The organism is Curtobacterium flaccumfaciens UCD-AKU (assembly GCF_000349565.1).
GTDB lineage: Bacteria > Actinomycetota > Actinomycetes > Actinomycetales > Microbacteriaceae > Curtobacterium > Curtobacterium poinsettiae.
Genome location: NZ_APJN01000003.1, coordinates 11,117 through 32,652, shown reverse-complemented (window position 1 = coordinate 32,652; position 21,536 = coordinate 11,117). Strand labels below are relative to the sequence as shown.

Below are 21,536 nucleotides of genomic sequence, written 5' to 3'. Positions count from 1 at the left end.
CGGTCCGGATCGTCAGACGATCGACCAACGTCGAACCCGATCGCGTGCATCCGTGGCGGAGCGCCCGCAGGCTGGGTCTTGTCCGAGCAAGACGACCCGAACGGGTCACCACTGCAGAGATGGGAAACACGATCATGAACTCGTTCAAGCGCAAGTCCGTGAAGCTCCTCGCCGGCACCGCCCTCGGTGGCGCCGTCATCGCCGGGGCGTTCGTCGCAGCCCCTGCGCAGGCCGCCGAGCCCGCGCCCAGCACCTCGTCGTCCGTCGGGGGCAGCGTCAACGTCAACCTCGACCCGGTCGCGATCGTCAACGCGATCAAGGACGCCGTCAACGACCAGAGCGACCGCGGCGGTGCCGTGCAGGCGGCACTCGACGTCGGGTACTGGAACGCCGGCAACCCCGACCGCCTCACCGTCGCGGTGGTCAACAAGAACCAGGACATCACCGTCGAGGGCGACGTCGCCGACGCCCAGTCGATCGACATCAAGGGTGGCAACTACGTCATCTACTGGTTCAAGGGCCCCGGCAAGGTCACCAACAACGGTGACGGCGGCTGGCTGAACTGGGGTGTGTTCGGCAACATCGAGCGCATCGACAACGTCATCCACGTCAACGGCGGCTGACTCCGGCTCCGGCCGACGACGCCCCCTGGGACCCCGGTCTCAGGGGGCGTCGTCGTGCGCCGGCGGTGCTTCGATCCCCAACGGCCGGGTCCCCGCCGCCAGGCCGAGCTGGCGCCGCGACCGGATCCAGCCCCGGACGAAGGCGACCGACACCAGCGCCGTCCGGTTCGGCGCCTTCCACGACTTCATGAGCCGCCCGAGGTGCCAGGCGACGGCCTGCCGGCTGTAGGCGGTCTCCTTGGCGATGGCGTCGTTCGAGAGCCCGCTGGCGGCGAGCGCGAGCATCCGTTCCTCGGTCTCGTCCAGGCCGGGCGCGGACGCCACCAGGTCGATGTCGTCGGTGCCGAGCGGTGCCGCGGCGTCCTCTGACGGACCGCCACGCTGCTGCGCCCAAGCCTCGGCCCAGCAGGAGCCGAGCTCGTGCGCCACGAGCGACGCCCGGCTCATCGCGAGCATCGTCCGCCCCGCGTGGTCGATCGTCGTCGCGTGCTCGCGGGTGGCCGTGTGCATGACGAGCGCGAAGACGCGGATGGCGGGCAGGGCGCCGCGGAGCACGACCGACACGTCGACGTGCGGATCACCGGCACTGGCGGCGGCGACCTCGCGCAGCCGGACGAGGCAGTCGGGGTCGAGCGGCTCACCGTGCTCGACCGCCCGCAGCGCTGCGGGGAGCACGAGCGGGACGATCTGCTCGTAGCGCCGCCGGAGCCAGTCGTGTCCGTCCGGACGGATGCCGTGCAACGGTGGCGCGAGCAGCAGCTCGGTGAACTCGGGGCACCGCTCGTCGAGCGCCAGACCCAGCCGCTCCCCCGGGAGCAGCACGGCCGTCCGTCGTGCGTCGTCGCGCTCGGTCGTCATCGTGCGTCGAACGTATCCGGACAACAGGTGTCGTGTCCGCTGCGTTCACGTGGTGTTCGTTCTTACCCCGGACACAGGGCCCTGCTCCGGCCCCCGTAGCCGGGCTCCCGAGCATGAGCGGCATGACGGAGACCGACCAGCCCCTCGACATCGACATCGTCGTCCCCTGCTACGACGAGCAGGACACACTCGCCGCCCACGTGCGGCGGCTGCACACGTTCTGCCGGACGTCGTTGCACCACTCGTGGCGCATCACGATCGCGGACAACGCCTCGACCGATGACACCGCCCGGATCGCCGACGACCTCGCGGCGATGCTCCCCGGCGTGCACGCGGTCCACCTACCCGAGAAGGGCCGGGGTCGTGCGCTCAAGGCCGTGTGGGCCGCGTCCCCGGCGACGGTGCTCGTGTACGTCGACGAGGACCTGTCGACGGATCTGGCGGCCCTCGAGCCACTCGTCGCGCCGCTGCTCTCCGGGCACTCGGACCTGGCGATCGGGACGCGGCTGGCGGATTCGTCGCGGGTGGTGCGGGGCAGCAAGCGCGAGTTCATCTCCCGCTCGTACAACCTGTTGCTCCGGTCCACGATGGGGGTGTCGTTCTCCGACGCGCAGTGCGGCTTCAAGGCCGTCACCAAGCGCGCGGCCGACCACCTGCTGCCGCTCTGCGAGGACGACGCGTGGTTCTTCGACACCGAGATGCTGGTGCTGGCCGAGCACGCCGGACTGCGCATCCACGAGGTCCCGGTGGACTGGGTCGACGACGTCAACTCGTCGGTGCACATCGCGTCGACCGCGACCGCGGACCTGAAGGGCATGTGGCGCGTCTCGCGGGGCATCGCCACGGGTCGGGTTCCCATCGGCGCCGTGTACGAGGCGATCGGCCGCCGCCCCTTCACCCCACCGCACGTCGGGTTCCTCGGGCAGCTGCTGCGGTTCGGGGCGATCGGGGTGCTCTCCACGGTGGCGTTCGCCGTGCTCTACGCGCTGTTCCGGCCGGCGATCGGAGCGCAGACCGCGGACTTCCTGGCCCTGCTGCTGACGGCGATCGGCAACACCGCCCTCAACCGGCGGCTCACGTTCGGCGTGCGGGGCCGCGCCGGAGCCGGGCGACACCACGTGCAGGGGCTGGTGGTCTTCGGCGTCGCCTGGGCGATCACGTCGGGGTCGCTCGTGGTGCTGCACAGCACGACGCCGGGAGCCTCGCACGGCACGGAGATCCTCGTGCTGACGGCCGCGAACCTGTTCGCGACGTGCGTGCGCTTCGTGCTCTTCAAGGCGTGGGTGTTCCGCACCGGCCGCCGTCACCCGGAGCGCGTCCGCCCCGGGACGACCCCCGCCGCCGACGCGAGCACGGCAGTCACGGAGCCGATCGCGGTGAGCGACCGAACCGGTGAGCGAGCGGCCTGACACCGTGCCGGGTCACCCACCCGGTGCGAGGTTGCACGGCGCCCGCGGCACGCCGCACCGTGCGGCGTCGGCCATCCCGTGCGAGGTTGCACGCTCCGTGCAGCGCTACGAACTCGCACCGAGCGTGCAACCTCGCACCAGCCGAACAGACCCGCACGGTGCGACCCCGTCACACGCCCGGACCACCCGTGTTGCACGGTCGGTATACCAAGCCGTAGCATCGCCCTACCGCACCACCACCCCACAGGGCCCGACTGCCACCATCGGTCTGCCCGCGGCGAGCGCTCCATCGATGCAGCCCGCGCCGTCCGCTGCCGGCAACGCCCCACTGGACCCGCACGTGAACCCCACACCCTTCGGTCTCTACGACCCTGCCCGCGAATCGAGCGATTGCGGCGTCGGTTTCATCACCCGTCTCGACGGGACGCCGAGCCACGACGTCATCCGCAAGGGCGACGAAGCGCTGTGCTCCATCCCGCACCGCGGCGGCAAGTCCGCCGAAGGTGTCGGTGACGGCGCGGGCGTCAGCATCGACCTGTCGGTGGAGTTCTTCAGCGCCATCACCGGTCAGCAGCTGCGCGCCGGGCACTTCGGCGTCGCGAACTGCTTCGTGCCGAGTGGCACCGGAGCGGACGGCGCCGACGAGCGCACCCGTGCCCAGCAGACGGTCTCGGACGCCATCGCGGCCGAGGGCTTCGAGCTGCTGCTGGTCCGTGACGTCCCGGTCGACCACTCGGTCGCGCGCCCCGAGGCCGAGCAGTACCAGCTGCCGATCGTGCAGTGGGTCTTCCGTGCGCCGTCCGACTGGGACCGCACCGAGGTCGACGCCGCCGCGAACCGTGCCCTGCTCGCCATCGAGGCCGTGTCCTACGCCCAGGCCGCCGCCGAGCGTGCCGAGCACGCCGCCCTGTACCCGCTGTCACTCAGCGCCCGGACCCAGATCCTGAAGGGCCGGCTGAACTCCGGCGAGGTGATCGGGTACTTCACCGACCTGCGTGACCCCCGGCACTCGGTGCGGACGCTGTACTTCCACACCCGGTTCTCGACGAACACCGAGCCGCACCCGACGATGGCGCAGCCGTTCCGCCTGATGGCGCACAACGGCGAGCTGAACACCGACCGGAAGAACCGGCTGTCGGACGAGGCGCTCGCGCGTGCGCGCACCCGGAGCATCGTGCGTCCGCCCGGGCAGTCGGACTCGAGCCGGCTCGACCAGACCCTGCAGAGCCGTGTGTTCGACGACGGGCTCGAGATCGTCGAGGCCGTCGTCTCGCTCATGCCCCCGGCGTGGGAGAACGACCGCACCCTGACCCCCGACGTCCGGGACATGCTCGAGTACTTCTCGCTGTACGAGGAGAAGAACGACGGCCCCGCGGCCGTGATCTTCAGCGACGGTGACGTCGTCGGTGCCCGGTTGGACCGTCTGGGCCTGCGCCCGCTGCGCACCGTCGAGACGGCCGAGTACCTGATGGTGTCGTCCGAGGCGGGCCAGGTCGAGTTCGCCGCCGACGAGGTCGTGCACCGCGGCCGCATCGAGGCCGGCGGCATGCTCGTCGTCGACCACCGCACCGGATCCTGCATGCGCACCGGCGAGGTGCTGCGCATGCTCGCGGCCCGCCGTGACTACGGCACCCTGCTCGACGCGGCCCGCGTGAACCTGGACGACCTGCCCGCGCCCGCCTACGAGCGCACCAGGAACACCCTGGGCTACGACGGCGACCTGTCGCTCGCGGGCCGGTACGTCGCGTACTCGCTGAACCAGGAGAGCTTCCGGTTCATGCTCGACCCGATGCTGCAGAACGGGTCGGAGCGCATCTCGGCGATGGGCTACGGCAACGCGATCAACGCCCTGAGCGACACCGAGGGCGGCATGGCGAAGTACTTCTCGCAGCGCTTCGCCCAGGTGACGAACCCGCCGCTCGACTCGATCCGCGAAGCCGACGGCATGTCGATGCGCGTCGCACTCGGCGCCAAGCCGGACGGCACCGGCACAACGGGCCGGCAGCTCGTCGTGCAGTCGCCGATCCTGGGGCACCTGGACATGGTGCGGCTGCGTGACCAGGACATCGTGCCGCTCGAGCGCTTCGACATGCTCTACGTGCCGGTGCCCGCCGACGAGCAGGCGAACGCCGACGCGATGCGCGGCGCACTGGACGCCCTGTGCGACGCGATCGAGGCGTTCGCGTCGCGTGGTGGTGGGATCGCGGTCGTGACCGACCGCGAGGTGTCGTCGACCCATGCGCCCCTCCCCGTGATCCTGGCCGTGGCGGCCGTCAACCAGCGACTCATCGAGACCGGTCTGCGCCTGCGGGTGTCCGTCGTCGCGGAGAGCGGTCAGCTGCCATCGTCACACCACGTCGCGACCGCGCTCGGCTTCGGTGCCGCCGCTGTGTACAGCTTGAGCGCACGGCTGCGTGCGGAGGAGAAGTACCCCGCCGCGCCCGCACCCGCCGGTGAGCTGACCGCGACCGACCTGGCACTCAAGCAGTTCCGCAAGGCCGCCGAGAAGGCCCTGGCGAAGACCATGGGCCGCGTCGGCCTGTGCACCGCCGAGAGCTACATCGGCGGCGAGTTCTTCGAGCCGAACTACCTCGACACCGGCGACGACGTGCTCGCACGGGTCTTCCCGCACATGCAGGCCCCGGTCGGCGGCGTCGGCTTCGTGCGCATCGCCCAGGCGGCGACGGACTGGCACGAGCGTGCCCGTTCGGTGGCGTCCGAGGGTCAGGTCCCGCTCCTCGGCCTGTTCAAGGAACGCTCCGACGGCGCCGGCCACTCGTTCGGCGTCGCGAGCGTCCGCGGGTTCGGCGGCATGACCGAGGAGCGCCCGGCCTTCGAGCGCTCCGGCGACTCGGACGCGCTGCGGCTGCTCACGCTCCGCCAGCTCGACGACTCGTTCGGCATCACCGACGCCGCGTACCGGAACACCGGGTACGACCGCCTCAGCGAGGCCGAGATCGACGCGCACCGCATCACGCCGGGCTACGTCACGTTCCTGCAGACCACGCACGACGAGCGGTCCCGCCGCCCCGCCGCGCTCCGCGACGTGCTCGCCCTGCCCGCGGACGTCACGGGCATCGACACGGCCGAGGACTTCGCGCGCGAGCTCGGCCGCTTCTCGACGAGCGGCAACGCCAGCGTCACCGTGCGCGGGCTGTCCGGCTCGCGTCCGTCGGACGACCAGGACCTGCCGGGAGGAACGGAGCGGTTCCGCCTGGAGCTCACCTCGACGGGGACCACGGGTGCCCTGCGCCACACAGCCCTGGCAGACGGCCTCGCGTTGCTCCACCCGGGGCAGATCGACGTCGACGCCGTCGACGACACCCAGGTGACGCTCCGCGCCACCGGTGCGGCCGTCGCGCTGCTCGCGCTGCTGCAGAGCGCCCCGGCGAGCGTCGAGCTCGACGAGGTGCAGCCGGCCCACGAGATCACCCGGACCCTGGCGTCCGGCGCGATGAGCCACGGCGCGCTCGTCGCCACCGCCCACGAGGCCGTCGCGCACGGCACGAACATGGTCGGCGGCATGTCGAACAGCGGTGAGGGCGGCGAGCACCACTCCCGCTACGGCACCATCCGCGGCTCGCGCATCAAGCAGTTCGCCTCGGGCCGGTTCGGCATCTGGGCCGGCTACCTCGCCGACCCCATGCTCGAGGAGCTCGAGATCAAGATCGGTCAGGGTGCGAAGCCCGGCGAGGGTGGCCAGCTGCCCGCGCCCAAGGTCACGGTGGACATCGCCGCGGCCCGTGGCGGCACGCCCGGTGTCGAGCTGATCTCGCCGCCGCCGCACCACGACACGTACTCGATCGAGGACCTCGCGCAGCTCATCCACGACTGCAAGGCCGCCCGCGTCCGCGTGATCGTGAAGCTCGTCTCGTCCGAGGGCATCGGCACCATCGCGGTCGGTGTCGCGAAGGCCGGCGCGGACGTCATCAACGTCGCCGGGAACACCGGCGGCACCGGGGCCGCGGCCGTCACCAGCCTGAAGTACGCCGGCCGCTCCGCGGAGATCGGCGTCGCCGAGGTGCACCAGGCCCTGGTCGCGAACGGCCTGCGCCAGAAGGTCACGCTCCGCTGCTCGGGTGCGCACCAGACCGGCAGCGACGTCGTCACCAGCGCCCTGCTCGGCGGCGACAGCTTCGAGTTCGGCACGACCGCGCTCATGATGCTCGGCTGCGTGATGGCGAAGAACTGCAACGTGAAGTGCCCGGCGGGCCTGACCACGAACGCCGAGGCGTTCGAGGGCGACCCCCGCGCGCTCGCGCAGTACCTGCTCAACATCGCGCACGACGTGCGGCAGATCCTGGCCCGTCTCGGCCTGCGCTCCCTGCGCGAGGCCCGTGGCCGGACCGACCTGCTGCAGCTCCTCGACCACCCGGCGAGCGTCGGCCGGCTCGACGCACGTGCCCTGCTCGCCCAGGTGCCCGAGAAGGTCGTCACCGACCCGGAGTACCTGGAGAAGGACTTCCACACCGACGACGCCCTGCTCGAGCGCGTCCGCACCGCCCTGGTCGACCACGCGCAGGAGCACGTGCTCGTGCACGGTGTGCTGCTCGGCAACAGCGACAAGTCGGTCGGCGGCCAGCTCGGCATCGACCTCGAGCGCCTGCTCAACCACGAGCTCCGCTCCGAGGACGTGCAGGGCCTGCCCGCCGTGACGACGGACGACCGCGGACGCCGCCGGCTGGTGGACGGCGCGGTCACGATCCGCACGCAGGGATCGGCAGGGCAGTCCTACGGCGTCTTCAACAACGACGGCGTCGTGCTCGAGCACACCGGCACCGCGAACGACGGCGTCGGCAAGAGCCAGAGCGGCGGACGGATCATCGTCCGTGCCCCCGGTGGCGGCAGTGCCGAACAGGGCGGCAACGTGCTGGTCGGCAACTTCGCGCTCTTCGGGGCCACCGGCGGCCGCACCTTCGTCGAGGGCGAGGCCGGCGACCGGTTCGCCGTCCGCAACTCCGGCGCGACCGCCGTGGTCGAGGGCCTCGGCGACTTCGGCTGCGAGTACATGACCGGCGGCGCCGTGTTCAACCTCGGCGCGTTCGGCAAGGGCCTCGGGAACGGCATGTCCGGCGGGTTCCTGTACCAGTACGACCCGTCCGGCCAGGTCGGCGAGCGTGCCAGCACCGACTCGCTCCTGGTGTTCCCCGTCACCGACACCGAGCGCGGTGCGTTCCACGAGTCCGCCGCCCGCCTGCTGCTCGAGTGGCACCTCGAGGCGACCGGTTCGGCCCTGGCCGAGCGGCTGCTCGCCGAGTGGGACACCGCACGCGCACACGTGTTCGTCGGCATGCCCCGCGCCCTGCTGCTCACGCAGGACGCCGGCGAGATCCTGGCGGCGGCGACCCGGCCGGAGCTCCTCGACGAGCTCGCGACCTCGATCGCCACCGACAAGCTCCGCGCGTTCAAGCTCGACTACCGCGACCAGCGCACGGTGCTCGACGGCCGTGCCCCGGCGCTCGGCGACCAGGGCGAGGACATGTTCTCGCTGCTGTCGTCGTACACCGTGCTCGGGGTCGCCCAGGACGTCGCCCTCGAGCGCGTCCCCGGCGCGTCCGGTGCCGCCGACCCGCGGGTCGCCGACGCCGTCAAGAACCTCGTGCTCACCGAGGACTTCTCCGTCAAGCAGCGCGTCGTGAAGTACCTGCGCGGCACGCTCGACCGGTTCGCCGACGACCAGCTCGCGACCCTGATCGCGATCAAGCGGCTCGACGACTACAAGCGCGCGCTCACGCAGCGGAACAACCGCAGCATGGACGCGCCGGGCACCACGGGGTGGATCATGCACCAGAACGCCCAGAACGACGGCCGCGTCCGCGAGGCACGCTTCGACGAGCTGCTCGCGACCGCGGCGCTCGAGGACATCGCGCGCCGTGCACCGCAGGCGCCGACCGAGGCGGTGACCGCGTGAGCCTGCTCCCCCCGACCGGGTCGCTGATCCCCGTCGACGCACCGTTCTCCGCCGCCCAGGAGTCCTGGCTCGCCGGGTTCATCGCGGGCATCGCCGCCGCCGGCAAGAAGGTCGCGGCCAGCGCGCCCACGACGACGATCGACGTGCTCTTCGGCACCCAGACCGGCAACGCCGAGTTCCTGGCCGACGAGCTCGTCGCCGGCGCAAGGGCCCGCGGGCTCGGTGGCCGTTCCAGCGCGCTCGACGCCGTCACGCCCGAGCATCTCGCCGAGATGTCGCACGTGCTCGTCGTCACCTCGACCTACGGCGAGGGCGAGATGCCCGACAACGCCGGCCTGTTCTGGGACGCGATCCAGGCCAGCACGGTGCCGCGGCTCGAGGGGCTGCAGTACGCCGTCCTCGGGCTCGGTGACACGAGCTACGACGAGTTCTGCCAGGCCGGCAAGCTCCTCGACACCCGCTTCGAGCAGCTCGGCGCGACGCGGGTCCACGACCGCGTGGACTGCGACGTCGACTTCGAGGACGCGGCCGCACTGTGGACCGCTGCGGTCCTCGACCGCCTGGCCGCCGAGACCGGCGCGACGGCTGCACCCGACGCTGCCACGGGCGGTGGCACCGGCGACGGTGCAGCCGCGACCGGCGGGGCGGGCGCGAGCCGTGCCTCCCGGCCGGGGTCGCAGTGGAACAAGCGCAACCCGTACCCGTCGCGCCTGGTCGAGAACCGGCTGCTCTCCTCGCCGCGCAGCGCGAAGGAGATCCGGCACTACGAGTTCGACCTCGGCGACTCGGGGATCGAGTACGCGGCCGGTGACGCCCTGGCGGTGGTGCCGGTGAACGACGAGGTCTTCGTGGCGGACCTGCTCGAGCAGGTCGGCGCGAACGGCGGCGAGGCGTTCGACGGCCGGCCGATCAGCGAGGTGCTGCGGACCGACCGCGAGATCCGGACGCCCTCGAAGGACCTCATCGCTGACCTGGTGCAGCGCGCGCCGTCGAGCGAGCTCGCAGCCGTCGTGGCGCACGGCGACAAGCACGAGCTGGACCGCTGGCTGTGGGGACGTGACGTCCTCGACCTGCTCCGCGACGCCGGGTCGGCTGCCCCCGGACTCGACGAGCTGCTGCCGAACCTCCGGCCGCTGCAGGCGCGCCAGTACTCGATCTCGTCGAGCCCGCTGGCGCACCCGGACCGCATCCACCTGACCATCGCGTCGGTGCGCTACGGCGACCCGCACCGGATGTACGCCGGCGTCGCGTCGACGTTCCTGGCCGACCGGGTCGACCCGGACGGCACCGTCGACGTGTACCTGCAGCCGAACGCGTCGTTCGGGGTACCGGCGGACGAGTCGGCGCCGATGATCATGATCGGTCCGGGCACCGGAGTCGCGCCGTTCCGCGGGTTCCTGCACGAGCGCGCGGTGTCCGGTGCGACCGGGCGCAACTGGCTGTTCTTCGGCGACCAGCACCGGGACACCGACTTCGTGTACCAGGACGAGCTCACCGAGCTGCAGGAACAGGGCGTGCTGGACCGCCTCGACCTGGCGTTCTCGCGCGACCAGGCCGAGAAGGTCTACGTGCAGACCCGGATGCTCGAACGGTCGGCGGAGCTGTTCGCCTGGCTCGAGGACGGCGGCCACGTGTACGTGTGCGGCGACGCCTCACGCATGGCGAAGGACGTCGAGGCCGCGCTGCTGCAGGTCATCCGCACCGGTCGCGGGCGCGACGAGGACGACGCGCAGGCGTACCTGGCCGACATGCGTCGCGCGAAGCGGTACGTGCGTGACGTCTACTGAGGCGAGCGGAGAGACCGCCCCGGCCACGGAACCCGAATCCGATGGCCGGGGCGATCCCGGAGGAGCGCCGGTCGGTCGAGACCGATCGGCGAGCCCAGCACCGTGACGTGGCGGTCCCGGCGCACGGCGCCGGTCGCATGAGCGGCGAATCCCCTGATCCGGGACTCACCTCGCTCGCTCGCCCAGAGCACCGATGGTTGGTCGGTGCCGGACTCGCAGTGCGTCACGGTCAATTCGGGTCCCCCTCCTGCCGCGGGACAGGTCAACACCGGATCCCTGGATTCCGGTGCGGGGGACGACTCTGTACCGCGGTACAGAAAGCGTACGGCTCGGACGGACTGACCGGAACCCGTTGACCCAGATCAGCGTGTTGTGGTACCGCTCGGAGTGCTCGAAGCGTCGTCCGCGTCCCCGGGTGCGACGGCACGTGACCACGCCGAGTCGTCGGCCGTGCTGGTGTCCGTCGGCTCCGGTGTCAGCACGAGCCCGGACCCCGACGTGGCCGATGCGTAGAGGTCCTCGAGCCAGCTGCGGTTGATCGACGGCACCCGGCTCCCCGTGAACTTGAAGTGCAGGCTGACGCTCGGGTGCAACCAGATCGTGCTGCGACCGTTGCCGTGGATGACGTCGTCCTTCCACGAGAACGCGAAACGGTGGTCGCGCCGGAGCATGTTGACGATGACGATCTGCAGGTGTGTGAGCGCGCGGTCGTCGATCCGCAGGTCGAGCGGTTGCCCGTCGTAGATGAGCTGGCCCATGGCTCCTTCTACTCCTGTGCCGCGGTGTGCGCGAGGTTCGACGCCCAGGTCGTGATCGTCCGGTCGAACCAGACGGCGTCGACGTTGCGCTCCCACGCGTGTTCGGCCGGTTCGCTGACCGCCAGCGTCACCGTGCCCGGGTGTGCCTCGGCGAACTCCTGGCTGGCCGAGAACGGCACCGTCGTGTCGCCGGCGGAGTGGATGAGCAGGGTCGGTGGCAGCGCCCGGGGTGCGCGCAACCAGGAGAGGGCCCGGACGTCGACGGCTTCCCGCAGCCCGACCAGCCGGCAGATGACCGGGGTCGCCATCGCACCGAGGGCGGCCGAGACGACGATGCCGGGGAGACCAGCACGGCGGGCCTGTGACCGGACCGCCACCGACCAGTCCAGCGCGGGGGAGACGAGCACGATCCCGGCCAGGCGGTCGCGGTGCGCCGAGCGGGCGAGGAGCTCGTGCGTGATCGTCGCGCCCATCGACCAGCCGACCAGGACGAGCTGTTCGGCGCCGTTCGCGACGGCGTGGTCGAGCGCCGCTTCGACGTCCGCCCACTCGCGGGCACCGAGGTGCGAGGCCCGGCCTTCCCACGGGGCCTCGCCGTCGCCACGGAACGACGGGACGATCGACGTCCAGCCGAGCTCGAGCGCCGCGGGGACGGTCCGGAGCGCAGTGACCCGGGTCGTCCGGATCCCGTGGACGTGGACCGCCCAGGTCCGGGCGGCATTGCGGACGGCGGGGGCGTCCGTGCCCGCTCCGCCGTCCGCCGCGCCGTCGGGGCCCGGCCGCACCACCCACGCCGGCGCCGGCCCCACCGGCGTCGACAGCGACACCTCGGACCAGTCGACCTCCATCGCCGCCGGGTCCGGGTGCACGTGCCCACTCCACCGCACCCGCGACGACACCGCGCCGGTCGTCCGCACCACGGCCCGCCGCACCGACCCGGCGGATTCGTCGATCTCGAGCACCGGCCCGACGGTGGTGTGGCCCGGACCGTCGTGCCACAGGCCGTACTCCCCCGGGCGCACGGTGTCGTCGGTGATCGGCAGCCGGACGGAGTCGGCGTCGGACCCGAGCACGGGGGTCCAGCGGTCGCCGCCGGGCAGCACGATCCGGCCGACGACCTTCCGCACCACGAGCAGGACGAGCAGCGCCGCCACCGCCAGCACCACGAGCGCACCGAGCACCCACCACACGATCGTCACGCCGTCATCCTCCGAGGCTCCGGGTCAGGGTCCGTTCCGCCGCCCGCACCTGGACGAGCTCGGCATCGTCGAGGGTCCGTCCCTGCACCTCGGCGTCGCGGATCGCGATGACCAGGTCGTAGGTCCGGGCCTGCGGGTCGCCCGGCCGCTCGACCGCGCGGACCTCGTGCCGGCGCGCGATGCGGCGCAGGTGGCGGTGGTGCCCGCGGTGCCGCAGGTCACGCCCCCACCGCCGGAACGTCAACGAGGCCATCGCGACGACGATCAACACGATGCCCAGGTAGAACGGCGGGTCGAAGGCGAGACGCAGTCCGTCACGGACCCCGGCTGGGAACACCCCGAAGTGGTCCGCCGTCAGCGAGGCGACCTCGTCGACGCTCGCCAGGACCACCAGGGCCAGCCCGACGCGGAACACCACGAGCGCCACCGGGTTCTGCAGCACCCCGCGTCGCAGGGTCGTCGCGGCGATCAGCCCCACGCTCACCATGTAGACGGTCGCGTAGAACCACATCGGCGTCTGTGCGATCCCGTGCACGATGAAGTCGAAGTCGGTACCGCCGCGCTCCTCGACCAGCAGGAACGGCACCGTGAACGCCACGACCACGACGAGCAGCGCCACCGGCTTCGCCAGCATCGGGCGTTCCGGCAGGTCGTCGGTGCTCGCCCGCAGCATCAGCCAGAACGCCACGGCCGCGCAGACGTTCTGCACCAGGTTGATCAGGTTCGAGCCGCCCAGTGCGCCGTCGAGCACGGTCTGCGGCACGACGCTGCCCAGGGTCAGGAGCCCGAGTGCGCCGACACCCGTGGCACCCCAGGCCGCCCGGCCGCGCGGGTTCCGCAGCACGTACGGCGTGCGGGCGAGGAAGATCAGCGCCGCGAACCAGAAGGCTGCGGCGTGCAGTGCTGCCATCAGCCGTAGGCCCGCTCGTCCGCGCCCGTGGCACCGGCGAGCAGGACGGTCGCGAGTTCGTACGCGAACCGCTCGGCGAAGTGCTCGTCGTCGTCCGAGATGCTCACGAGCCCCGAGTCGGCGTCGAGCGCACGACGGCACACGTGGCCCCCGGCGGCGAACTCGGCGACGGACGACGCGGTCGGCGTGCCGACGTCGCCGTGCACCAGGTGCCCGAGCTCGTGCAGCACGCAGTGCATGCGGTAGAGCGGCGGCGCCCCGGCGGGCACGAGCACCAGGTTCTCGTGCTCGAACTGCGACACGAGCGCCGTGAGCGGCCCCCAGCTCGGACCGTCGACGTCGACGACGCGGGTGGGTTTGCCGACCATCGTGCCGACGCCGGTGACGACGTCGGACAGGTGCGGTGCGCGGGGCAGGGTGGCGACGAGGGCACGGACGGCGCCGGACGCGCCCAGCTGCTCCGCCATCGACCCTCCGATCTCCGCGGCAAGACTACCGGCACCTCGCCCTCGTGCACGAGACCGCCGGCGTGACCGGTGGACGGACTGGAGGCCCGTGGCGGCGCCGCCACGGGCCTCCAGTCCGGTCCGCGGAAGCGACAGGTGCCGGCACGTGCGCCGGGTCCGCGGGGCGGGAGCAGCCCGGCGACGCCGGCTACGCCGGCTACGCCTGCTGCGTCGTCGCCTCGTAGTGGCGCGCGCCACCGCGCACACCCGCGAACCGGAACGGCGCGGTCGTGACGCGCGGACGCTCGACGTCCTCGCTGGTGGCGGCGCCGGCTGCGTGCAGCTCGCGGTACGCGTCGACCGTCAGCGGGACGCGTGCGCCGAGCAGCGCGCGCACCCGACCGACCCGGCGGTGCTCGCGGTAGTCGGGCCGGACGACACCGGTGATGAGCTCGCCGACGCTGCCCGAGCCGTAGCTGAACAGGGCGATGCGCTCCCCCGCCAGGTGCTCGTCGAGGTCGAGCAGTGCGGCGAGCCCGATCCAGAGCGACGCCGTGTACGTGTTGCCGGTCTGCTTGTTGTACGTGAACCCGACGAACAGCTCCGACTCGTCGAACGGCACGCCCACGTGCTGCGTGAGCTTCCGGTGCGCCTTGAGCGCCATCTTCGTGAACGGCTGGTGGTGGACGAAGCGCACGATGTCCTCGTACGCCGGCCCGCCCTGCTCGGCGAGGTCGTCCCACGCGCCGACGAACGCGTCGACGTAGGCGCTGACGGACAGCCGTCCGTCGACCAGCGCGGTGGAGCGGTCGTTCGGCCGCCAGAAGTCGTCGACGTCGGCGGTGTAGACGCCGGCGGCCGGCTCGATCTCGATCAGGTCGGGGTCGGCGGACACCAGGATCGCGGCGGCACCGGCACCCTGGGTCGGCTCGGCGGCGGTGTCGACGTCGTAGCGCGCGACGTCGGCGGCGATGACGAGCACCCGCTCGTGCGGGGCGCGGGCGACGATGCCGAGCGCGAGCTGCACCGCGGCCATCCCGCCGTAGCAGGCCTGCTTCAGCTCGACCACGCGGACGGCCTTCGGCAACCCGAGCAGACCGTGCACGTAGACGCCGGCGGCCTTGGACTGGTCGACGCCGGACTCGGTGGCGAACAGCACCGTCCGGATGCCCTCGACGCCGTGCCGGTCGATGAGTTCCTTCGCAGCGGTGGCGCCCATCGTGACGATGTCCTCGTCGGGGGCGGGCACGCTGAACGCGTCCTGCCCGATGCCGACGTGGTACTTCGCCGGGTCGACGCCGAGCCGCTCGGCCAGGTCGTCGAGCTCGAGCACGTGGTGACCGGTCGCGATCGCGATGTCGTGGATGCCGACGCCGCTCATGCTGCACCGCCTGCGGGCTTCGTGCCACGGCGTTCCATGGCGACGTGGGCGGCCATCAGCTCGCCCGGGTTGGTCTGCGCGGCGAGGAGCGAGAGCTCTCCGCACAGCACCGTGGCGGCGCAGAGACCGGCGAGGCGGCGGGCGTTCGCCCCCGGCTCGCGGTCGTCGCGGCAGCCGAGGCGCACCAGGGCGTCCTCGACGACGGGCAGGTCGCCGCCCTTGCCGTTGCCGACCGTGCCGACGATCAGGTGCGGCAGCGAGGTCGCGAAGTACAGGTCGCCGTCGCGGTCCTCGGCGCTCGTGATGCCCTGCGAGCCCTCGACGATGTTGGCGGCGTCCTGGCCCGTGGCCAGGTAGAAGCCGAGCAGCATGTTGGCGTAGTGCGCGTTCGCCGAGCGGATGGCGCCGGCGATCGTCGACCCGATCAGGTTCTTCGCGATGTTGAGCTCGACGATGCGTGCGGTGCTCGACCGCAGGCGCTTCTCGACGACCTCGCCCGGGATCACGATCTCGGCGATGGTGTTGCGGCCGCGGCCACGGATGCCGTTCACCGCGGTGGCCTTCTTGTCGGTGCAGAAGTTGCCCGACACCGACACGTACCGCAGGCCCGGCTGCCAGTCCAGGATCGCCGGCAGCAGCTTGTCCGCGGCCTGGGTGACCATGTTGTGGCCGGAGGCGTCGCCCGTGGTGAACGCGAAGCGCAGGAACAGCAGGTCCCCGACGATCTCCGGGTGCACCTCGATGAGCTTGGCGAACCGGCTCTGGCCGGCGACGATCGCGGCGAGCTCGTCCTGGCGTGCCAGGATCTGCCCGGCGGCGACGTGGGCGGCGGCGGCGCTGTCGGCACGGACCACGACGGAACGGGTCATCCGCTCGTCGACGACGGTCGCGACGATGCCGTCCTCGACCATGCGGGAGATGCGGGCACCGCGGCCGACGGACGGCCAGAGCGGCGACTCGTAGGTGGCGAGGGGGACCTCGTGCTCCCCCTGCACGGCGTTGCCGCTGACGCGGATCGGACCGACCCACTTGGTGGGGATCGGTGTGAGCAGGTCACTCATCGAGGGCTCCTTCTGGTGCTCGCACCGCGACGCTGAGGTGTCTGATGTCGTGCGCCTCCCAGGCGCGGTGGATGCCGGCGGGGTCGGTGTCCGCCGGGACGAGCGCGATGCCGCAGTCGCCGCCGCCGGCACCGGACGGCTTCGCCGCCCCGCCAGCCGCCTCGACGACGTCGCACAGGGTCGCGAGCCGCTCGGTCTCGATCTGCGACCCGACCGAGTCACCGAGACGCTGCATGAGCACGCGTGCACGCTTGAGGGCATCGAGCGTGCGCTCGGCGTCGCTGGTCTGGAGGCCCGTGGTCAGGTCGTCGACACAGCTGCGGCTCTCGTCGAGGAACGCCTGGTACCCGCCGTTGCGGTGACGACGCACCACGTCGACGAGCTTCGTGGTGGACGCGGGCGAGCCGGTCCAGCCGACGAGCAGCTGCAGGTTCTCGGGGGCGGGGAGCCGCTGGACGTCGAAGCCCTGCCACGCGTCCGCGTCGGCCAGGATCGCGGACACCGCGTGGTCCCCGAGCATGGCGGCGAGCCGCTCGCGGTCCGGGGCGCTGTAGCGCAGCCACCCGCCGAACGTGCTCGCGGCGAGGTCACCGCCCGAGGCCCGGGGGTTGACCCGGATCGTCGCGAGCAGGGCGACCTGGAAGCGCTGGCGCTGGGTCAGACCGATGCCGTAGAAGCGGTCGAGGGCACCGACGGTCGCGACGGTCACCGCGGCCGAGGACCCGAGTCCGAACTTCCGGCCGCTGGCGTCGTCGAGCTGGCTCTCGATGCGCAGGTCGTGGAACCGCGGGGCGATGCCGCGCTCGGCGCGGAGCTTCTCGACCAGGTCGATCGTGGCCATCACGTAGTCGTAGGGGTGGTGCTCGCGGTCGAGCGCCAGGCCGTCCTCGGCACGGGTCCACGTGAGCGGGAGGTGCCCGTACTCCTCGGAGTGCACACTGCCCGCGCCGTGGCCCTCGCGCACCTTCGCCGTGATGGCGCGGTCGAGGGCGATCAGGACGGACGGCTGGCCCGGCTCGACGACGGCGTACTCGCCGGCGACGAACAGCTTGCCGTGTGCACGGAACTCGATCACTGCGCGGACTCCTTCTGGTCGGGATTGCTCCCGGTCTCTTCGGAGCGGAGCACCCGCGCGGCAGGTCCGGTGCCGGACTCGATGACGTCGCCCAGCGACGCGAGCGCCCCGGCGACGGCCGACCGGTCCTGCGGCTTCGTGAGCACGACGACGTTCGGGCCGGCGTCGGCCGTGGCGTAGGCCTCGACCCCGCCGGCACGCAGCTCGGCGACGGCGTCGAACACGGCGACGCTGCGGGCGTTGAGGTAGCGGATCGGCGGGAAGGCGCCCTCGATCGTGGCGTGCATCCGGAGCGCGTTGCTCTCGGTGATCTCGCCGATGCGGGTGAAGTCGCCGGCCGCACAGGCCGTGAGCATGTCACCGACGGTCTCGGTGGTCGAGGTGACCCAGGCGGGGTAGAAGGGCGACGTGGCGATGGTGCGACGCATGGCCTCGCGCGACCCGATCGGCTTCGGGCCGGCGTCGATCGTGACGACGACCATGGCCATCGGCGGAGCGGGGATCGGCTCGGCGAAGGAGCCCTGGTCGTCGCCGGCGTGCCAGACGGCGACACCGCCGGGGATCGAGCGCGTGGCCGAACCCGAACCACGACGGGCCAGACGCGACAGGTCGCGCGGCGACAGGTCGAGGCCGTATGCCGCGGCGGCCGCGGTGGCCAGCGCTGCGAAGCCGGAGGCGCTCGAGGCCAGCCCGGCACCGGTCGGCACGGTGTTCTCGGAGACGACTGACGCGCGGCCGTCGCTGCCGGCGAGCTCCCGCACCAGGTCGAGGAACTGCTGCACGCGCACCAGCGCCCCGTCGTCGACGACGTGACCGTTCAGCGTGAACGTGTCTCCCCGTGCGCCCAGCGCCTCCCGTCCGCCGTCCACCGTGACGGTGGTCGTCGTCGGGAACACGTCGAGCCCCATCGAGACGCTGCCCGTGGCGGGCAGCGCGAGCTGCGCGTCTGCCTTCCCCCAGTACTTGACGAGGGCGATGTTGGGGTGCGCGACGGCGGTGGCTGTCAGCAAGCGCGGGCTCCGATCGTGGTGGTCCAGGTGGCTGCGGCCCCTGCAGCGCGGAGTGCGGCCGCGATGCGGTCCGCGTGGTCGTCGTCCGCGGCGAGCGCGAGGACGCACCCGCCCCGCCCGCCGCCGGTGAGCTTCGCGCCGAGGGCGTCCGCAGCGCGTGCGGCGTCGACGAGCCGGCCCAGGTCGTCACTCGACACGTCGAGTGTGCTGAGCAGGTCGTGCGCGGCGTCCATGGTGACACCCAGAGCCTGGGCATCGCCGTCCTCGAGTGTCCCCCGTGCCCGCCGGGCGAGCGCGCCGATCCGGTCGATCACGGCGCCGACACCGGCCGGGTCCTGGTCGTGGCGTGCTCGGACCGCGGACACGGCTTCCCTGGTGTGCCCGGGGACGCCGGTGTCTGCGACGACGAAGGTGAACCGGGCGCCGAGCGCGACGGGTTCGATGTGCCCGGCCTCGAACCAGACCGGCGCGGACGCGACGACGCCCCGGGCGTCGAGGCCCGACGGACGCCCGTGGGCGACGCGCTCGCACTCCTGGATGAGTTCGTGGTGGGTCTCGACGTCGAGTGTCTCGCCCAGCGCGTCGGCGACGGCGGCGGTCACGGCCGCGGCGACCGCGGCGCTCGAGCCCATGCCGCGGGCGGTCGGGACCTCGCTGTCGACCCGGACGTGGAAGTGCCGGTCGGTGACCCCGAAGTGCCGCAGGGTCGCGGTGACCGCGGTGACGGTCGGCATCACGGCAGCGGGGGCCAGGTCGAGGGGGCCGGTGTGCACGGTGGACTGCAGGCTGTGACCGGGCTGCTCGGCGTCGGCGGCGACCGGGGTGACCGTCGCCACGACCCGCGCGTCGAGCACCGGCAGGACGAGAGCGGGTGCGCCGTACACCACGGCGTGCTCACCGATCAGGATCGTCTTGCCGTGGGACGACGCCGATCCGTTGCCGGGGGTCGTGGTGTTGTCGAGGTCGCAGCTGGTCATCGTGGGTCACGTCAGCCTAACCGCACGGGCCGTCGGCGTGTTCGTCAGCTGGGCATCCGCTGCATCGAGTTGTGCACAACTGGGTTGCGTGACAGTGTGGACACATGCCCGTGACCGACGAGATGGTGTGCTTCTCCCTTTACGCGGCGTCCCGCGCCACCACGCAGGCGTACCGCACGATGCTCGAACCCTGGGGCCTGACGTACCCGCAGTACCTGGTGCTCGTCACCCTGTGGGTCGAGGGTGACCAGACCGTCTCGAGCCTCGGGGAACACCTGCAGCTCGACTCCGGCACCCTCTCGCCGCTGCTCCGCCGCATGGAGCAGAGCGACCTGGTCCGCCGCGAGCGCCGCAGCACCGACGAACGCGTCGTCACCGTCACCGTCGGTGAGCGCGGCCGCGAACTACGGTCCGAGCTGAGCGGCATCCCCGCACGCATCGCTGCCGGGATGGGCCTGGCCGACGAACGTGCCGCTGCCGAGCTCATCGCGACGCTGCACCGGCTGACCGAGACGATGCACACGGCGGCCGATCCCGAGCGCGACGCCGCCGGCTCTGACGCCGTTCCGCGCTGAGCGACACCTCACGGCGACGTGTGCCCGTGAACTGTCGCTGAGCGCGGAAGCACGCCGCACACCCCGAACTGCACGATCCGCCCCACAAGGAAGGAACCCCATGGAAGCCCTCTACACCGCCGAGGCCCTGGCCACCGGCGAAGGCCGCAACGGCCACGTCGCAACGAGCGACGGCACGGTCGAGTTCGACCTCGCCATCCCGAAGGAGATGGGTGGCTCCGGCAACGGCGCGAACCCCGAGCAGCTCTTCGCAGCCGGCTACGCCGCCTGCTTCCACTCCGCACTGCAGGGCGTCGCCCGCAGCCAGAAGGTGAAGATCACCGACTCGTCCGTCGGCGGTCGCGTGCAGATCGGCCCGAACGGCAACGGTGGCTACCAGCTCGCCGTCATGCTCGAGGTCGTCATCCCCGGCCTGGAGCACGACCAGGCCCAGGCACTCGCCGACGCAGCCCACCAGGTCTGCCCCTACTCGAACGCGACCCGCGGCAACATCGACGTCACCATCGTCGTCTCGGAGGACTGACCCATGAGCACCACCACCCCCACCACCATGCGCGCCGTCGTCCACGAGACGTTCGCCGAGCCCGCCGACGTCCTCGAGGTGCAGGAGCGCCCCGTCCCGACGCCCGCCGCCGGCGAGGTCCTCGTCCGCACGGTCCTCTCCCCCATCCACAACCACGACCTGTGGACCGTCCGCGGCACCTACGGCTTCAAGCCGGAGCTGCCCGCCGCCTCGGGCACCGAGGCACTCGGCGTAGTCGAGGCGCTCGGCGAGGGCGTCACGAACCTGCAGGTCGGCCAGCGCGTCGCCGGTGGTGCCTTCGGCGTCTGGGCCGAGTACTACACCGCGAACGCCGCAGGCCTCGTGCCGGTGCCGGACGCGATGACCGACGAGGCCGCCGCGCAGCTCGTCTCGATGCCGTTCAGCGCCATCAGCCTGCTGCACTCGCTCGACCTGCACGAGGGCGACTGGATCATCCAGAACGCCGCCAACGGTGCGGTCGGTCGCATGGTCGCCCAGCTCGGTGCCGCACGCGGCATCAACGTCATCGGACTCGTCCGTCGCGCCGCCGGTGTCGACGAGCTCCGTGAGCAGGGCATCGAGCGCATCGTCGCCACCGACGCCGACGACTGGCAGGACCAGGTCGCCGCGATCACCGGCGGCGCCCCGATCATCGCCGGTGTCGAGTCCGTCGGTGGCAAGGCCGCCGGCGACATCGCCTCGGTGCTGGGCGAGAACGCCACCCTCGTCGTCTTCGGCGCGATGGCGTCGCCGACGCTCGAGATCCCGTCGGGCAAGGTCATCTTCGGCCAGCTCACCGTGAAGGGCTTCTGGGGTTCCGTCGTCAGCAAGACGATGCCCGCCGAGACGAAGGGCCAGCTCTTCGGTGAGCTCATCACCCGCGTGCTCGACGGCTCGCTGACGCTCCCCGTCGCCGAGACCTTCGCCTTCGAGCAGGTCCGCGACGCCGTGCGCGCCAGCGACACCGCCGGCCGCGTCGGTAAGGTGCTCCTGCGCCCGTAGCGCGACCACAGGACGGGAGGCCCGGTGCCAG

Annotated in this window: 17 protein-coding genes; 7 read left to right on the top strand and 10 right to left on the bottom strand. The window is 72.0% G+C overall.

Features of this window, described 5'->3' with window-relative positions; all coding sequences use genetic code 11:
- Positions 1-119 precede the first annotated feature (119 nt).
- Entirely contained in the window at positions 120-623 is a 504-nt protein-coding gene (locus H489_RS20215) for a hypothetical protein (protein ID WP_235045642.1), read from the top strand.
- Positions 624-662: 39 nt separating this feature from the next.
- Here H489_RS20215 and H489_RS20210 read toward each other — a convergent pair whose 3' ends face one another.
- Positions 663-1,481: a helix-turn-helix transcriptional regulator gene (locus H489_RS20210; RefSeq protein WP_031259005.1), complete on the bottom strand. Its 819-nt coding sequence runs from the start codon at positions 1,479-1,481 to the stop codon at positions 663-665.
- A gap of 113 nt (positions 1,482-1,594) precedes the next feature.
- Between H489_RS20210 and H489_RS20205 the strand changes: the two genes are divergently transcribed.
- The 3 genes from H489_RS20205 to H489_RS20195 all read left to right on the top strand — a co-directional run bounded on the left by H489_RS20205 (position 1,595) and on the right by H489_RS20195 (position 10,588).
- Complete coding sequence (locus H489_RS20205) at positions 1,595-2,890, top strand: bifunctional glycosyltransferase family 2/GtrA family protein (protein ID WP_017885435.1); 1,296 nt, start codon at positions 1,595-1,597, stop codon at positions 2,888-2,890.
- A 340-nt stretch (positions 2,891-3,230) separates the two neighbouring features.
- A complete protein-coding gene (locus tag H489_RS20200; RefSeq protein ID WP_017885434.1) occupies positions 3,231-8,801 on the top strand; it encodes a glutamate synthase-related protein in 5,571 nt (1,856 codons plus the stop codon).
- Positions 8,798-10,588, top strand: coding sequence for a sulfite reductase subunit alpha (locus H489_RS20195; protein WP_017885433.1), 1,791 nt, complete (start codon positions 8,798-8,800; stop codon positions 10,586-10,588). Before H489_RS20200 ends, H489_RS20195 begins: the two co-directional genes overlap by 4 nt.
- 362 nt (positions 10,589-10,950) lie before the next feature.
- On the opposite strand, the gene H489_RS20190 is transcribed toward H489_RS20195, so the two are convergent.
- The 9 genes from H489_RS20190 to mvk form a co-directional block, all read right to left on the bottom strand.
- Positions 10,951-11,346, bottom strand: a complete 396-nt coding sequence (locus H489_RS20190) for a hypothetical protein (RefSeq protein ID WP_017885432.1) — start codon at positions 11,344-11,346, stop codon at positions 10,951-10,953.
- 8 nt (positions 11,347-11,354) lie between these two features.
- Entirely contained in the window at positions 11,355-12,545 is a 1,191-nt protein-coding gene (locus H489_RS20185) for an alpha/beta hydrolase family protein (RefSeq protein WP_017885431.1), read from the bottom strand.
- 4 nt (positions 12,546-12,549) lie between these two features.
- Positions 12,550-13,455, bottom strand: a complete 906-nt coding sequence (locus H489_RS20180; protein ID WP_017885430.1) for a hypothetical protein — start codon at positions 13,453-13,455, stop codon at positions 12,550-12,552.
- Positions 13,455-13,922, bottom strand: a complete 468-nt coding sequence (locus H489_RS20175; RefSeq protein ID WP_017885429.1) for a hypothetical protein — start codon at positions 13,920-13,922, stop codon at positions 13,455-13,457. Before H489_RS20175 ends, H489_RS20180 begins: the two co-directional genes overlap by 1 nt.
- A gap of 196 nt (positions 13,923-14,118) precedes the next feature.
- Positions 14,119-15,282: a hydroxymethylglutaryl-CoA synthase gene (locus H489_RS20170; protein ID WP_017885428.1), complete on the bottom strand. Its 1,164-nt coding sequence runs from the start codon at positions 15,280-15,282 to the stop codon at positions 14,119-14,121.
- Positions 15,279-16,343, bottom strand: a complete 1,065-nt coding sequence (locus tag H489_RS20165; protein WP_017885427.1) for a hypothetical protein — start codon at positions 16,341-16,343, stop codon at positions 15,279-15,281. The genes H489_RS20170 and H489_RS20165 overlap by 4 nt, the downstream gene beginning before the upstream one ends.
- Positions 16,336-17,418 (bottom strand): phosphomevalonate kinase, encoded by a 1,083-nt coding sequence (locus H489_RS20160; RefSeq protein WP_017885426.1) that lies wholly within the window; start codon positions 17,416-17,418, stop codon positions 16,336-16,338. The genes H489_RS20165 and H489_RS20160 overlap by 8 nt, the downstream gene beginning before the upstream one ends.
- Positions 17,415-18,428: a diphosphomevalonate decarboxylase gene (mvaD, locus tag H489_RS20155; protein WP_017885425.1), complete on the bottom strand. Its 1,014-nt coding sequence runs from the start codon at positions 18,426-18,428 to the stop codon at positions 17,415-17,417. The genes H489_RS20160 and mvaD overlap by 4 nt, the downstream gene beginning before the upstream one ends.
- The gene (gene mvk, locus H489_RS20150; RefSeq protein ID WP_017885424.1) at positions 18,422-19,405 is read right to left on the bottom strand and encodes a mevalonate kinase; all 984 of its coding nucleotides are present in this window, start codon (positions 19,403-19,405) and stop codon (positions 18,422-18,424) included. The genes mvaD and mvk overlap by 7 nt, the downstream gene beginning before the upstream one ends.
- A 104-nt stretch (positions 19,406-19,509) precedes the next feature.
- On the opposite strand from mvk, the gene H489_RS20145 reads away from it, so the two are divergent.
- From H489_RS20145 to H489_RS20135, 3 genes are all read left to right on the top strand, one after another.
- Positions 19,510-19,980: a MarR family winged helix-turn-helix transcriptional regulator gene (locus H489_RS20145; protein ID WP_017885423.1), complete on the top strand. Its 471-nt coding sequence runs from the start codon at positions 19,510-19,512 to the stop codon at positions 19,978-19,980.
- Between the two features lie 100 nt (positions 19,981-20,080).
- A complete protein-coding gene (locus H489_RS20140; RefSeq protein ID WP_017885422.1) occupies positions 20,081-20,503 on the top strand; it encodes an organic hydroperoxide resistance protein in 423 nt (140 codons plus the stop codon).
- 27 nt (positions 20,504-20,530) lie between these two features.
- Complete coding sequence (locus H489_RS20135; protein ID WP_031259002.1) at positions 20,531-21,505, top strand: zinc-binding dehydrogenase; 975 nt, start codon at positions 20,531-20,533, stop codon at positions 21,503-21,505.
- Positions 21,506-21,536: the final 31 nt, after the last annotated feature.

Coding starts and splice junctions, on each gene's coding strand:
- H489_RS20215 (WP_235045642.1), top strand. CDS start 120: ATGGGAAACACGATCATGAACTCGTTCAAGCGCAAGTCCGTGAAGCTC.
- H489_RS20210 (WP_031259005.1), bottom strand. CDS start 1,481: ATGACGACCGAGCGCGACGACGCACGACGGACGGCCGTGCTGCTCCCG.
- H489_RS20205 (WP_017885435.1), top strand. CDS start 1,595: ATGAGCGGCATGACGGAGACCGACCAGCCCCTCGACATCGACATCGTC.
- H489_RS20190 (WP_017885432.1), bottom strand. CDS start 11,346: ATGGGCCAGCTCATCTACGACGGGCAACCGCTCGACCTGCGGATCGAC.
- H489_RS20180 (WP_017885430.1), bottom strand. CDS start 13,455: ATGGCAGCACTGCACGCCGCAGCCTTCTGGTTCGCGGCGCTGATCTTC.
- H489_RS20175 (WP_017885429.1), bottom strand. CDS start 13,922: ATGGCGGAGCAGCTGGGCGCGTCCGGCGCCGTCCGTGCCCTCGTCGCC.
- H489_RS20170 (WP_017885428.1), bottom strand. CDS start 15,282: ATGAGCGGCGTCGGCATCCACGACATCGCGATCGCGACCGGTCACCAC.
- H489_RS20165 (WP_017885427.1), bottom strand. CDS start 16,343: ATGAGTGACCTGCTCACACCGATCCCCACCAAGTGGGTCGGTCCGATC.
- mvk (WP_017885424.1), bottom strand. CDS start 19,405: ATGACCAGCTGCGACCTCGACAACACCACGACCCCCGGCAACGGATCG.
- H489_RS20145 (WP_017885423.1), top strand. CDS start 19,510: ATGCCCGTGACCGACGAGATGGTGTGCTTCTCCCTTTACGCGGCGTCC.
- H489_RS20140 (WP_017885422.1), top strand. CDS start 20,081: ATGGAAGCCCTCTACACCGCCGAGGCCCTGGCCACCGGCGAAGGCCGC.
- H489_RS20135 (WP_031259002.1), top strand. CDS start 20,531: ATGCGCGCCGTCGTCCACGAGACGTTCGCCGAGCCCGCCGACGTCCTC.